Genomic DNA, 13,475 nt, shown 5'->3' with positions numbered 1-13,475 from the left:
CGTGAGGAGAGGGTGGGACGGGGGCGGGCAGGAGGGGGACGTCGCCACAAGGTAGGGAGCCGCGGTGCCCGGGACTATGTGATCGACCCACATACCCCGGCCGAATTCCATGGCTGCCGGAACCATCACGCGACCGCACCCGCCCACCGCTCAGTGCGCCGTCCAGGCGCCGTCGAGCGGGAGCGAGGCGCCGGTGAGGCAGGCGGCGTGCGGGAGGCAGAGGTAGAGGGCGAGCCGGGCCACCTCGACGGGCTCGATGAGACGCTTGACGGCGGTGCGCTCCAGCAGGACGCGCTCGACGACCTCCTCCTCGGGCACGCCGTGGGCCCGGGCCTGGGCGGCGATCTGGTGCTCCACCAGGGGGGTGCGGACATAGCCGGGGTTGATGCAGTTGCTGGTGACGCCGTGCGGCGCGCCCTCCAGGGCGACGGTCTTGCTGAGGCCCTCCAGGGCGTGCTTGGCGATCACATAGGCCGACTTGAAGGGGCTCGCCCGCAGACCGTGGACGGAGGAGATGTTGACGACCCGGCCCCACCGCCGCGCGTACATGTGGGGGAGGGTGCGGCGCAGGATGCGGAACGGGGCCTCGACCATCACCCGCTGGATCTGGGTGAAGCGTTCGAGCGGGAACTCGTGGACGGGGGCGACGTGCTGGAGGCCGGCGTTGTTGACCACGATGTCGGCATCGGCCGGCAGGGCCTCCACCGCCTCCGGGTCGGCGAGGTCGGTGACGTGCGCGACGCCGCCGATCCGCTCCGCCAGCCGACGGGCGGGGTCGGCGGCGAGGTCGACGACGTGGACCCGGGCGCCGGCCTCGGCGAGGACCTCGGCACAGGCCCGGCCGATGCCGGAGGCGGCCCCGGTGACCAGCGCGGTGCGGCCGTCGAGGGGGCGGGCTGAAGTGGTGTCCATGGCCGAGAACGGTAGGAATCCGACGGCCGGGCTCCTATGTGGTGGTCCTCTACAGCACCCCGGAGAACTGTGGGGTTCTCCGCCATGACGGTCGGCGGCCGGAAGCAGCCCCGAAAGCCAAACCCACCCTCAGGGGTCTTCCCCGGAATGGGCGCGGATGCTTCACCCGTTCGGAGGATTGCTCGGTCAGAACCACCCATAGCGCCCGAATGCTCGCTACATTCACGCCGATTCCCGACAGGGGGCGTCGCCACAGGCAGCCGAACCGCTGGTGGAGCCGGTGCGGCGTCCGAGAGGTGTTGACTGACTATGCCCCAAAGGCCTGCAACCGACAGCCCGGCGTACGGACCGCTCGACCCGCTCGACCAGCACCGGGGTCCGGTCGGCCGGGCCCTTCCGGACGCCCCCGACGCCCCGACCGCCGACGAACTGCGGTTGCCCGAGCAGGCCACGCCCGACCGGCACGCCCTCGACCGGCCCGGCCCGGACCGGCACACGCCCGACCAGTCGCCGCCCGTCCGGCCCGCCCCCGAGCGGCACGCCCCGGAGCGGCCGCCCACCGAACGGCACCAGACGGCCGGCACCCAGAACCTCCAACTGGCCGCCCTGATCGAGGAGGCCGGCTTCTCGCACGCCGGCCTGGCCCGCCGGGTCGACCAGCTCGGCCTGGAGCACGGCCTCGACCTGCGCTACGACAAGACCTCCGTCACCCGCTGGCTCCGCGGCCAGCAGCCCCGCGGCGCCACCCCGGCCCTGATCGCCGAGGTGTTCACCCGTCGGCTCGGCCGCCGCCTCACCGCGCAGGACCTCGGCCTGGACGCCTGTGCCCCGGTCTACGCGGGCCTGGAGTTCGCCGAGACGCCGCAGGAAGCGGTGGACATCGTCGCGAGCATGTGGCGCAAGGACAACGGGCCGCAGTCCGAGCTGCGCCGGATCGCCTTCACCCCGGCCGGCCTGGTGGTGCCGAGCCGGGACTGGCTGATCGGCCGGACCGACGAGCGGGTCGCGCGTGACGGCTCCACCCTGGCGCGGCCCGACCCGGGGACGGGCGCTCCGCCGGCCGGCCCGCCCGGGTCGGCCACCGGGCCCGTCGGCCCGGCCGGCCCCGCGACGCGCGGCCAGCTGCCGGGCGGCCAGGGTGCCCAGGGCACACCGGGCACGCCGGGCACCCCGGCCGCCCGCACCGCCGCCACCTCGGCCGGTCCCGCCGGCGGACCGGCCGCCGCGCCCGCGGGCGGCCCGACGACCGGCCCCGCCGCCGGGGCGGCCGCGTTCGGGGCCCGGGTGCCCACCCAGAGCCGCCGCCCGCCGATCGCCGTCGAGCCGCCGTTCCAGGACCCGGCCCGCGAGCCGCGCCCGGCCCTGCGCGTCGGCCGGGGCGACATCGCCGCCATCCGCGCCGTCGGCGACCTCTTCCGCGCGCTGGACCACGCCTACGGCGGCGGCCACGCCCGCCAGGCGCTGGTCCGCTACCTGGAGAGCGAGGCCGAGCCGATGCTGCGCGGCCGCTACGGCGAGCAGATCGGCCGGGCCCTGTTCGGCGCGGTCGCCGACCTCACCCGGCTGGCCGGCTGGACGAGCTTCGACATCGCCGCGCACGGTCTGGCCCAGCGCTACTTCGTCCAGGCCCTGAGGCTCTCCCAGGCGGCCGGGGACCGCGCGCTCGGCGGCTACGTCCTGGTGACGATGAGCCAGCAGGCCGTGCACCTCGGCCACGGCCGGGAGGCCGTCCAGCTGGCCCGGGTGGCCCAGCAGGGCGTCGGCACGGCGGTGCCGCCGACCGTGCAGGCACTGCTGCACGCGGCCGAGGCACGTGGACACGGCCTGCTCGGCGACGTCCGCTCCTGCACCACGGCGCTGGTCCGGGCCGAGCGGGCGCTGGCGGCGGCCCGCACCGGCGACGAGCTGCCGGCCTGGGCGCGGTTCTTCGACGAGGCGCAGCTCTCGGACGAGTTCGCGCACTGCTACCGGGACCTCCAGCAGTGGCGGACGGCCGCCCAGCACGCCGAGAAGTCGCTGCGGCTGCGCTCGCCCGCCTACGCCCGGAGCCGGATCTTCTGCCGGCTGGTGCTGGCCACCGCCCGGCTCGGCATGGGCGACCTCGACGAGGCCTGCGGCATGGCGACCGACGCCCTGCGGGCGGCGGGGGAGATGCGCTCGGCCCGGTCGCTGGAGTACGTGCGCGACTTCCACCGCCGCCTCACGCCCTACCGGGGCAGCCCGGTGGCCCGGGCGTTCGAGGAGACGGCCCGTCAGGCGGGGGTGATCTGAACCGGGGGCTCCGACCCGACCGGCGGAGTCACCAGCTCTCGGCGTTCACCCGCGGCCGGTCGCCCTTCCCGGCGGCCGGCGGCCGGACGTCCCCGCGCAGCCGCTGCGCGGCCAGCGGGAACAGCAGCACGGAGAGCATGCCCGCCCCGACCAGGGCCGCCGAGGTGGAGGACGGCAGATGGCCGGCGTCCACCTCGATCGTGGTGATCACCACGACCAGCGGCAGCGCCGTCGAGCCGTAGAGGCCGAGCGCTCCCCGGTCGCGCCGTCCCAGACCGGCGGGGGCGAGCAGCGCCGCGGGCAGTCCGCGCACGGCCAGCAGCAGGAGCAGGAAGACCGGGACGAGCAGCAGCGTGCCCGGATCGCCGAGCAGCGCGTCCAGATCGAAGTTCATCCCGCTGACCACGAAGAACACCGGGACGAGGAAGCCGAAGCCGATGCCCTCCAGCTTGGCCTCGATCACCTCCTCGGCCGGCTCGGGGATGTCGGAGAGCAGCAGCCGGGAGACGATGCCGGCGGTGAACGCGCCGAGCAGCATGTCGAGTTCCAGCCAGAGGGCGGCGGCCACCATGGTCGCGAGCACCAGGATCACGGTCCGGACGGCGAACTGGCCGGAGGTGCGCAGGGTGCGGCGGATCAGCCGGGTCATCCAGGCCGGCCGCGGCCGCCGGGCGCCGCCGATCGCGACGGCGGTGATCACCGCGAAGGCGGCCAGGATGACGGCGGTGCGGCCCGCGCTGTTGCCGCTGAGCAGGACGGCGACGGCGATGATCGGCCCGAACTCGCCGACCGCGCCGGTGGCCATGACCAGCGAACCGAACGGGGTGGGCAGTTCCCCGGCGTCGCGCAGGATCGGCAGGATGGTGCCGAGCGCGGTGGTGGTCAGCACGAGCCCGGTGAAGGCGCCGTCCAGGGGCTTCGGGTTGATGACCGCGCCCACGACGAGTGCGACCGCCACGCTGATCAGCCACGCGGAACCCGCCCGGCGGAGCGGTCCGCCGCGCAGTTCGGCGAAGTCGATCTCGTAGCCGGCCAGGAACATCAGCATCGCCAGGCCGAACTGGGAGAGCGCGTCGATCAGGTCGTCCACGTGCACCCAGTTCAGGACGTCGGGGCCGATCAGCACGCCGAGCAGGATCTCGAACACGACGGTGGGGACGGCGATCCACCGCAGCAGCCGGTCGGCGATCAGCGGGGCGGCCACCGCGGCGGCGGGGACCAGGATCAGCGAGAGCGGCTGGACCTCGAAGTCGGCGCTCACCGGGCGCTCACCGGGCGGCCGACGGGGGAGCAGAGATCGTCCGATCAGCGGTCATATCGGCATATTGGCACGCGGACCGGCGCCGCCCGGGCAGCCGGGCCGCGCGCCGCCCGTCACGCGCCGCCCGTCCCGTGCTGTACGCCGAGCGCCGAGCGCCGAGCGCCGAGCGCCGCTCGCCGGGCGCCGCGCTCCACGCGCCCGCACGCCGAGCGGCGCCGGGGGGTGGCCCGCACAGGACACCCCCCGGCGCCGTCCGTCCGTCAGGCCGCCTCCGCCTCCCGTACGGCGATCGGCAGCCCGAGGTCGCGCGCCACGGCCTCGGCCGCGCGCCGCCCCGACACCAGCGCCCCCTGCACGCTGCTGGTGTCCCGGTGGTCGCCGCAGACGTAGAGCCCGGCGAGCAGCCGGACCGGCCGCCGGGTGTTGTGCGGCGGCGGCATGGCGGGCACCGCGTCCGGCAGGTGCCGCACGCTCAGGAACTGCCAGCCGCCGGTCGGTGTGCCGTACAGCTCCGCCAGCCGGGCCCGGACGGCCGGCTCCAGGGCCGCCGGTCCGCCGGCGTCGAAGGTGCGGCGGCCGAGCACGGTGGTGGCGATCAGCGCCTGTCCGGGCGGGGCGTACGAGGGATGCAGCTCGCTGAGCACCAGCGAGTGCGACACCAGGGACGGCTGCCCGCCCGGCCGGTCGCCGTCCAGCAGCAGGGCGGCCTCCCCCAGGGGGGTGCGGTCGGCCGCGTGGTAGAAGGTCGTGACGGGGTGGAAGTCCGGCAGCCGCAGACCCGGCAGCAGGTCGGCGGCGGAGCGGGGGTCGGTCGCGACGACCACGGCCTGCGCGCCGATCCGCCCGTGGGTGGCGGTCTCCACGCCGTCGGCCGTGATCGAGGTGACCCGCACTCCGGTGCGGACGGTGTCGGCGGGCAGCGCGGCGGCCAGCTGCGCCGGCACGGCCGCGATCCCGCCGGCGGGCAGACAGAGCCGGCCGCGGGCGTAACAGCGGAGCACCAGGTCGGCGACCCGGCTGCTGGTACCGAGCGCGGGGTCGCTGAGCAGGGCGCCGAGCAGGGGCCGCAGCAGTCCGTCGACGGTGCGCGGGGCGAGGCCCCGGTCGCCGAGGGCCCGGGCGGCGGTGGTCTCCGGCCGGGCCTTCAGCCGTGCGGGCGGGGTGTTGGCGAGGCGGTTGAGCCAGCTGCCGAGCCGCGCCTTGTCCAGCGGACTGCCCAGTGGTGCCCGGGCGGCGGCCTGCCGGGCGGTGGTCAGCTGCGGGTCCCCGACCCGGTACCGGCGCCCGCCGTTGTGCACGAGTACGCCCGGCGTGAGCGGGCGCGGATCGAGCCGGTCGAGGTCGAGCACGCGGCGGGGCTCGGGGAAGGCGGTGTTCAGCAGATGGCTGCCGTGGTCGAGCCGGAAGCCGTCGAGTTCGTGGGAGGCCGCTCGACCGCCGATCCGGTCCGCGGCCTCCAGGACCTGAACGGCGAGGCCGTGGGCGGTGAGTACGCGAGCGGCGGCAAGGCCTGCGAGGCCGGCTCCCACCACGACGACGTCCGGGTCGGACTGTCGGCGGGTGCGGCGAGTGAAGTCGTACGTGGGCACGGGTGGCTCCCTCCCTGGTCCCGGGATTTCGGGCCGGTGCAGGCAGCAGGGTGCTGGGACACGGTCCGACCGGTGTGATGCCCAGTCAGTACGAGCGTCAGACAAGCACACCGGCCCCGAACCCGGTGGGGAAGGGGAGTGGCCGCATCCGGTGGCCGCGCGGTCACGGACTGTACTCCTCCTCGCCCGTGTTGCCGTCCGACGGGCGCGCACGGTCACCAGGGGCGCGCAGCGCGCCCACCGTGTGCTCCCGTGCGCCCCCTTTCGGAGCCCTGCGCCGCAGTCGCCCGGACTCCGCTCCGCATATGCCCCTGGCCAGGGCGGACGTCGTAGCGCGTCTACGCGGGGGGGCCGGACGCGACCGCGCGCGTCCGGCCCCGCCCGCCCGGAGCAGTGCCTTGGAGAGCCGCCCCGGAGCCGTGCCTCGGGCCCGTACCCCGGGGAGCGGCCCGAGCCTCAGAGAGCCGCCCGCGCCGCCGAGTCGACGTCCGGGTGCGCGAAGTCGAAGCCCGCGTCCAGCAATCGGCGCGGCACCACCCGGTGGCTGCCGACCACCTCGACCGCCAGCTCGCCCAGCACCGCCTCCAGTACGGCCTTCGGCACCGGGAACGGTGTCGGCCGGCGCAGCACCCGCCCGAGCGCCGCCGTCAGCTCGGCGTTGGTCACCGGTTCGGGGGCGGTGAGGTTCACCGCCCCGTCGATTTCCTCCCGGTCGATCAGGAAGCGCAGGGCCGCGACCTCGTCGGCGAGCGAGATGAAGCTCCAGTACTGCCGGCCGTCGCCGAGCCGGCCGCCGAGGCCCAGCCGGAACAGCGGGAAGAGCCGTCCGCCCGCGCCGCCGGCGGCGGAGAGCACCAGCCCGGTGCGCGGGTGGACCACCCGGATCCCGGCCCGCTCGGCCGGGCGGGCGGCGGCCTCCCACTCCACGCAGACCTCCGCCAGGAAGTCGTCCCCGGCGGGCGAGGACTCGTCGATCACCCGGTCCCCGGTCTGCCCGTAGTAGCCGACGGCCGAGGCGCTGACGAAGACCTTCGGCGGTTCGGCCAGCCCGGCCAGGGCGGTCGCCAGGGTCTCGGTGCCCAGGACCCGGCTCTCCCGGATCTCCCGCTTGTAGGAGTCGCTCCACCGGCGGTCGCCGACGCCGGCGCCCGCCAGGTGCACGACCGCCTCGACCCCGGCCAGCCCGGCCCGGTCGATCTGGCCCAGCAGCGGGTTCCAGCCGATGGCGGTGGTGCCGTCCGGCCGGGGCCCGGTCCGTGAGCGGTGCCGGACCAGCCGCACCACCTCGTGCCCGTCCGCCAGCAGCGAGCCGACGAGTGCCGCGCCGATCAGTCCCGTGGATCCTGTGACCGCGATTCTCATGGGCCCATCCTCGCAGTCGGTCGGCGGCCCGCCGGGGAGCGGCGGCCCCGCGGGGCCGCGGGAAATGCCGTGTACGTCCCGGCCGGGGGTGATTAGCATGCGGCGCATGCGCGAAAACGATCAGCTGATCATCCGCCCCGCCCGGGCCGAGGACGAGAAGGAACTCGCCGCCCTCAACCGCTCCACCTGGAGCCCGCTGGCCGAGGTCGCCCCCCGGCCGGACGAGGACGCGGGGGTGTTCGACGAACGCCACAGCCCGGACCAGTTCCACCTCGCCCTGCTCGACGGCCGGGCGGTCGGCTACGTCCGGGTCGTCCCGCCGACGCCGCTGGCCAGCAACCGGCATGTGCGCCAGATCCAGGGCCTCGCGGTCGACGCCGCTCTGCGCGGCCGGGGCATCGGCGTCGCGCTGGTCGAGGCGGCCTGCCGGATCGCCCGGGAGCAGGGCGCCCGCCGGATCACCCTGCGGGTGCTCGGCCACAACGCCCCGGCCCGCGCCCTCTACGAGCGCTGCGGCTTCGTGGTCGAGGGTTCGCTCAAGGAGGAGTTCCTGATCGACGGCGCCTATGTCGACGACATCTGGATGGCCCGGTCCCTCGACGACGGGGCGACCGGCCGACCGGGCGGCTGAGGGACCGGGCGACCGTTCCCGCACGACCCACCCACAGCACTGACGCACCGTCAGATCGTGTGCGCGGGTGGTGCAGAGTCGTGACAGACCCGCCCTGTCTGGAGCGTCACCCGGACGGGTAGGTTACGGCCGTGAGCAACTCGACGCCTCCCGGGTGGTACCCGGTACCGGGTGCGGACGGCACGGCCGGTCATGAGCGCTGGTGGGACGGCGCGGCCTGGACCAGTGATGTGCGCCCCGTCCAGGCGGGCGGCGGCCCGATTGCCGACGCCCCGACGCAGGTCGCCTGGCAGAACCCCTCCGGGGGTTCCGCACCCGCGCCGCCGGCCTACGGTTACGGCGCGCCGCAGCAGGGGCAGCCCGGGTACGGCTACCCGGCGCAGAACCCGCCGGCCTACGGCTACCCGCCGGCCGCCTATCCGCCGCCGGAGCGGCCGAACCGGATCAGGACCGGGACGGCCATCGGCATCGTGGTCGGCGTGCTGGCCGTGGTCGGCGTGGTGGCCGCCGTGGCGCTCAACAGCGGCGGTGACGGCCCCACCGCCAAGCCGACCCCGACGGTGGCCACCGTCACCGTCACCGACACACCGAGCCCGAGCGCCACCACCCCCAGCCCGACCAGGTCCTCCCCGCCGCCGCCGACCACGCCGCCGAAGCCGAGCCCGGTGCTCAAGGACACCGTGGCGGACCCGCAGCACGCCATCACGGTGCCGGTGTTCGAGGGCTGGGAGGCGAACACCAGCGGGTCGCACTCCACCGTCTTCCTCGGCAGCGGCCAGTACACCTGCCCCGGCGGCGGCAACTGCATCCGGGGCCAGTTCTCGGTGGAGAAGGACACCATCGCGGGCACGACCGCCAGGGCGGCGGCCGAGGCGGCGATGCCGACCTACGCAGCGGCGATCTTCAGCAACATCACCGGGCACACCGACGCGGGCTCCTCCAGCACCACGGTCGCGGGCATCTCCGGCTACGCGGTGCGCTGGCACATCACCACCTCGGACGGCAGCAAGGGCTACATCCTGATGGTGGCCGTCCCCGCCAAGGGCGGCGGCTTCGTGGCCTTCGAGGGCGGGGTGGACGACGCCGCGGGCGCGCCCGACCCGTCCGTGCTGGACCAGATCCTCAAGGGCATCAAGCAGGACACCAGCGAGGCGGCGGGCTCCAACACCTGAGCCGCCGCCCGGGCGGGCCCGGCGGCCGTGAGCCCCGGCCCGCCCGGGTCCGGCCCCGGCCCGCCCGGCCTTGGCGGGGTCAGTCCCCGTACCGCTCCCAGAGCTTGGGGAAGCGTTTCGCCATGACCTCGGGGTCGTCGAAGTCGAACCCGGCCCCGAACGGCTGCGCGGGCTGGCGCCCGCCCACCTCGGGCAGCGGCAGCGCGGTCAACTGCTCGTACGCCTCGTCGGCCGCGTAGCCGAGGTCCTCGGCCTCGCCGTCCTCCTCCTCGTCGAAGCCGGGCAGCAGGTCGGCCAGGTCGTCCGGCTCGTGCAGCCCGCCCTCGAAGACGTCCCGGCCCTGGCCGATCAGCCAGCACCGGAAGTAGTCGAAGGAGTCCTCGGAGGCCCCGCCCAGCAGCAGGTAGGCCGCGCCCCAGAGGTCGTGGCGGTAGGCGCGCTGGAACCGGGCCTCGAAGAGCCGGGCGAAGTCGATGACGTCGTCCGGGGTCAGCTCGACGAGCCGCTCCACCAGACGGTCCGCCTGCTCGTCCGGGTCGCCCTCGGCGTCCTCCCGGGTGTCGTCGATGATCTGCCAGAAGTCGGTCTCGTCCATCACCGCTCCAGCATCCCTGTTCGGCCGCACGCGCGCATGCGAAGAGCGGGTGAATCGCCCGGAACGGCACGAAAAACCCGGAACGGCGACAAGACGCCCGCCGTCCGCGGCCGTCCACCGCCACCCCGCCCCGTCCACCGACGCCCCGCCCCGGACGCGCGGAACCCCGCGCCGTCCGGGGACGACGCGGGGTTCCGGTGCTGCCGGAGGGGGAACCCTCGGGCGGAGCCTTACAGGCCGAGCTCGACCTCGAACTCGCCGGCCTCCAGGATCTCCTTGACCGCCACCAGGTAGCGGGCGGCGTCGGCGCCGTCCACCAGGCGGTGGTCGTAGGAGAGCGACAGGTAGGTCATGTCACGGATGCCGATGGCGGTGCCGCCGTCGGCCTCGATGACGACCGGGCGCTTGACCGTCGCGCCGATGCCCAGGATGGCGGCCTGGTTCGGCGGCACGATGACGGTGTCGAACAGCGCGCCGCGCGAGCCGGTGTTGCTGATGGTGAAGGTGGCGCCGGACAGCTCGTCCGGGGTGATCTTGCTGTCGCGCACCTTGCCGGCCAGCTCGGCGGTCTTCTTCGAGATGCCGGCGATGTTGAGGTCGCCCGCACCCTTGATGACCGGGGTCATCAGACCCTTCTCCGAGTCCACCGCGATACCGATGTTCTCGGTGTCGAAGTAGGTGATGGTGCCCTCGGCGTCGTTGATCCGGGCGTTGACGACCGCGTGGGCCTTCAGCGCCTGGGCGGCGGCCTTGACGAAGAACGGCATCGGGGACAGCTTCACGCCCTCGCGGGCGAGGAAGGAGTCCTTGGCCTTGGCGCGCAGCGACATGATCCGGGTGACGTCCACCTCGACCACGCTGGTGAGCTGCGCCTGCTCGTGCAGGGCCTTCATCATGTTGTCGCCGATGACCTTGCGCATGCGGGTCATCTTGACCGTCTGGCCGCGCAGGGCCGACGGGGCGGCAGCGGCCTTCGGCGCGGCGGCGGCCGCGACCGGGGCAGCGGCGACCGGGGCCGGCGCGGCCTTGGCGGCCTCGGCGGCGGCCAGGACGTCCTGCTTGCGGATGCGGCCGCCGACACCGGTACCGGTGACAGCGGTCAGCGCGACGCCGTGCTCGGCGGCGAGCTTGCGCACCAGCGGGGTGACGTAGGCGTCACCGGCGTCGGCCACCGGGGCGGCCGGAGCCGGAGCGGCGACCGGCGCGGCCGGGGCGGCAACGGGGGCCGGGGCAGCGACCGGAGCCGGAGCGGCCGGAGCGGCCACCGGAGCAGCAACGGGGGCCGGAGCAGCCGGGGCGGCCGGAGCCGGAGCGGCGACCGGGGCAACCGGGGCCGGGGCGGCAACGGGGGCCGGGGCAGCGACCGGAGCCGGAGCGGCCGGAGCGGCCACCGGAGCCGGAGCGGCGGCGACGGCGCCCGCGGCACCGATCAGCGCGAGCTGGGCGCCGACCTCGGCGGTCTCGTCCTCGCCGACCAGGATCTTCACCAGGGTGCCGGCGACCGGCGACGGGATCTCGGTGTCGACCTTGTCGGTGGAGACCTCGAGCAGCGGCTCGTCGACCTCGACCGTGTCACCCTCGGCCTTCAGCCAGCGGGTGACGGTGCCCTCGGAGACCGACTCGCCCAGGGCCGGCAGCAGCACCGGGGTGGCGTCGGCGGCCGGGGCCGCCGGAGCGGCGGCGACCGGGGCGGCCGGCGCGGCCGGAGCCTCGGCGACCGGGGCCGGAGCGGCGACCGGGGCCTCCGCGACCGGGGCCGGGGCAGCGGCGGCCGGAGCCGCGGCGGCGACCGGCGCGCCCGAGCCGTCGTCGATGATCGCCAGCTCGGCGCCGACCTCGACGGTCTCGTCCTCGCCGACCTTGATCGAGGCCAGAATGCCGGAGGCCGGGGCCGGGATCTCGGTGTCGACCTTGTCGGTGGAGACCTCGAGCAGCGGCTCGTCGACCTCCACGCGCTCACCCTCGGCCTTCAGCCAACGGGTGACGGTGCCCTCGGAAACGCTCTCGCCCAGCGCGGGCAGTGTTACTGAGACCGCCATGGTTTCAGCGACTCCTATTCAAGTCTTGCGAACTGGAAGATGGGGGGTGTGGGGGCGCGATCAGTCGTGCGCGTGCAGCGGCTTGCCGGCCAGCGCCAGGTGCGCCTCGCCCAGGGCCTCGGACTGGGTCGGGTGCGCGTGGATGAGCTGCGCGACCTCGGCCGGGAGAGCCTCCCAGTTGTAGATCAGCTGGGCCTCTCCGACCTGCTCGCCCATGCGGGCGCCGACCATGTGGACGCCGACCACGGCGCCGTCCTTGACCTGGACGAGCTTGATCTCGCCGGCGGTCTTCAGGATCTTGCTCTTGCCGTTGCCGGCCAGGTTGTACTTGACGGTGACGACCTTGTCCTTGCCGTACAGCTCGACGGCCTTGGCCTCGGAGATGCCGACGGAGGCCACCTCGGGGTTGGAGTAGGTCACGCGCGGGACGCCGTCGTAGTCGATCGGCACCGGCTTGAGGCCGGCCAGGCGCTCGGCGACGAGGATGCCCTCGGCGAAGCCGACGTGGGCCAGCTGCAGGGTCGGGGCCAGGTCGCCGACGGCCGAGATGGTCGGCACGTTGGTGCGCATGTACTCGTCGACGAGGACGTAGCCGCGGTCCATCGCGACACCGTTCTCCTCGTAGCCGAGGCCGGCCGAGACCGGGCCGCGGCCGATGGCGACGAGCAGCAGGTCGGCGTCGATCTGCTTGCCGTTCTCGGTGGAGACGCGCACACCGGTCTCGGTGTACTCGACGCCGGAGAAGCGGGCCTTGAGCTCGAACTTGATGCCACGCTTGCGGAAGGCGCGCTCCAGCAGCTTGGAGGAGTTCTCGTCCTCCAGCGGGACCAGGTGCGGCAGGGCCTCGACGATGGTGACGTCGACGCCGAACGACTTCCAGACGGAGGCGAACTCGACACCGATCACGCCGCCGCCGAGGATGACGGCCGACTGCGGGATGCGGTCGAGCTTGAGGGCGTGGTCCGAGGAGATGACGCGGTTGCCGTCGATCTCCAGGCCCGGGATCGAGCGCGGCACGGAGCCGGTGGCCAGGAGGATGTGGCGGCCCTCGATGCGCTGGCCGTTGACGTCCACCGAGGTCTGCGAGGAGAGCTTGCCCTCGCCCTGGATGAAGGTCACCTTGCGGGACGCCACCAGGCCCTGGAGGCCCTTGTACAGGCCGGCGACGACGTCGTCCTTGTACTTGTGGACGCCGTTGATGTCGATGCCCTGGAAGGTGGCCAGCACGCCGAACTCGGCGGCCTCCTTCGTCTCGTCGGCGATCTCGGCCGCGTGCAGCAGCGCCTTGGTCGGGATGCAGCCGCGGTGCAGGCAGGTGCCGCCGAGCTCACCCTTCTCGACCAGGGCGACGCTCAGGCCCAGCTGGGCGCCGCGGAGCGCCGCGGCGTAACCGCCGCTTCCGCCTCCGAGAATGACTACGTCGAAAACGGTGCTGGCGTCGTTCGCCACGTCACGTCCTCCATGCAATGGGATGTGGATCGCCGGGCCGGTCGCGGTCCGGTGGGTCGGAAGCCCTTGTGGGGCGCCCAGTCGTGCCGGAAATACATCTTCGCACTTGTTCGCAGCGGCTGATGTCCGGGTCCGCCCCAGGGGTGTCCCGAAGGGCGGTCGCAGGGGTGGGAATACCCCGGACGGAGGGGCAT

The 13,475-nt window shown here is 74.5% G+C and carries 10 protein-coding genes; 3 read left to right on the top strand and 7 right to left on the bottom strand.

From position 1 onward, the window contains the following. Nucleotides 1-150 precede the first annotated feature (150 nt). Nucleotides 151-912: a 3-hydroxybutyrate dehydrogenase gene (locus ADK60_RS21845; RefSeq protein ID WP_045944892.1), complete on the bottom strand. Its 762-nt coding sequence runs from the start codon at nt 910-912 to the stop codon at nt 151-153. Nucleotides 913-1,221: 309 nt separating this feature from the next. On the opposite strand from ADK60_RS21845, the gene ADK60_RS21840 reads away from it, so the two are divergent. Further along, nucleotides 1,222-3,183: an NsdA family TPR-like regulatory protein gene (locus ADK60_RS21840; RefSeq protein ID WP_234371202.1), complete on the top strand. Its 1,962-nt coding sequence runs from the start codon at nt 1,222-1,224 to the stop codon at nt 3,181-3,183. Nucleotides 3,184-3,211: 28 nt separating this feature from the next. On the opposite strand, the gene ADK60_RS21835 is transcribed toward ADK60_RS21840, so the two are convergent. From ADK60_RS21835 to ADK60_RS21825, 3 genes are all read right to left on the bottom strand, one after another. Next, complete coding sequence (locus ADK60_RS21835; protein WP_053648236.1) at nt 3,212-4,444, bottom strand: cation:proton antiporter; 1,233 nt, start codon at nt 4,442-4,444, stop codon at nt 3,212-3,214. A gap of 260 nt (nt 4,445-4,704) precedes the next feature. Then, complete coding sequence (locus ADK60_RS21830) at nt 4,705-6,033, bottom strand: NAD(P)/FAD-dependent oxidoreductase (protein WP_053648234.1); 1,329 nt, start codon at nt 6,031-6,033, stop codon at nt 4,705-4,707. A 456-nt stretch (nt 6,034-6,489) separates the two neighbouring features. Then, nucleotides 6,490-7,395: a TIGR01777 family oxidoreductase gene (locus tag ADK60_RS21825; protein ID WP_053648233.1), complete on the bottom strand. Its 906-nt coding sequence runs from the start codon at nt 7,393-7,395 to the stop codon at nt 6,490-6,492. 97 nt (nt 7,396-7,492) lie between these two features. Between ADK60_RS21825 and ADK60_RS21820 the strand changes: the two genes are divergently transcribed. Further along, nucleotides 7,493-8,026 (top strand): GNAT family N-acetyltransferase, encoded by a 534-nt coding sequence (locus ADK60_RS21820; protein ID WP_502687442.1) that lies wholly within the window; start codon nt 7,493-7,495, stop codon nt 8,024-8,026. 131 nt (nt 8,027-8,157) lie between these two features. Beyond that, on the top strand, nt 8,158-9,198 hold the full coding sequence (locus tag ADK60_RS21815; RefSeq protein WP_045944232.1) for a DUF2510 domain-containing protein: 1,041 nt from the start codon (nt 8,158-8,160) through the stop codon (nt 9,196-9,198). Nucleotides 9,199-9,277: 79 nt separating this feature from the next. Here ADK60_RS21815 and ADK60_RS21810 read toward each other — a convergent pair whose 3' ends face one another. The 3 genes from ADK60_RS21810 to lpdA all read right to left on the bottom strand — a co-directional run bounded on the left by ADK60_RS21810 (nt 9,278) and on the right by lpdA (nt 13,299). Further along, entirely contained in the window at nt 9,278-9,793 is a 516-nt protein-coding gene (locus ADK60_RS21810) for a DUF4240 domain-containing protein (RefSeq protein WP_045944233.1), read from the bottom strand. A 230-nt stretch (nt 9,794-10,023) separates the two neighbouring features. After that, on the bottom strand, nt 10,024-11,832 hold the full coding sequence (gene sucB / locus ADK60_RS21805; protein ID WP_053648230.1) for a 2-oxoglutarate dehydrogenase, E2 component, dihydrolipoamide succinyltransferase: 1,809 nt from the start codon (nt 11,830-11,832) through the stop codon (nt 10,024-10,026). A gap of 60 nt (nt 11,833-11,892) precedes the next feature. Then, entirely contained in the window at nt 11,893-13,299 is a 1,407-nt protein-coding gene (lpdA, locus tag ADK60_RS21800; protein ID WP_107084095.1) for a dihydrolipoyl dehydrogenase, read from the bottom strand. Between the last annotated feature and the right edge of the window lie 176 nt (nt 13,300-13,475).

It is taken from the genome of Streptomyces sp. XY431, from assembly GCF_001279805.1.
GTDB classification, from domain to species: domain Bacteria; phylum Actinomycetota; class Actinomycetes; order Streptomycetales; family Streptomycetaceae; genus Kitasatospora; species Kitasatospora purpeofusca.
This window is presented reverse-complemented; position numbering and strand designations above follow the sequence as displayed.

Bases quoted from the DNA above. Each gene is read 5' to 3' on its own strand.
- ADK60_RS21825 (WP_053648233.1), bottom strand. From the start codon at position 7,395: ATGAGAATCGCGGTCACAGGATCCACGGGACTGATCGGCGCGGCACTC.
- ADK60_RS21845 (WP_045944892.1), bottom strand. From the start codon at position 912: ATGGACACCACTTCAGCCCGCCCCCTCGACGGCCGCACCGCGCTGGTC.
- sucB (WP_053648230.1), bottom strand. From the start codon at position 11,832: ATGGCGGTCTCAGTAACACTGCCCGCGCTGGGCGAGAGCGTTTCCGAG.
- ADK60_RS21820 (WP_502687442.1), top strand. From the start codon at position 7,493: ATGCGGCGCATGCGCGAAAACGATCAGCTGATCATCCGCCCCGCCCGG.
- ADK60_RS21810 (WP_045944233.1), bottom strand. From the start codon at position 9,793: ATGGACGAGACCGACTTCTGGCAGATCATCGACGACACCCGGGAGGAC.
- ADK60_RS21840 (WP_234371202.1), top strand. From the start codon at position 1,222: ATGCCCCAAAGGCCTGCAACCGACAGCCCGGCGTACGGACCGCTCGAC.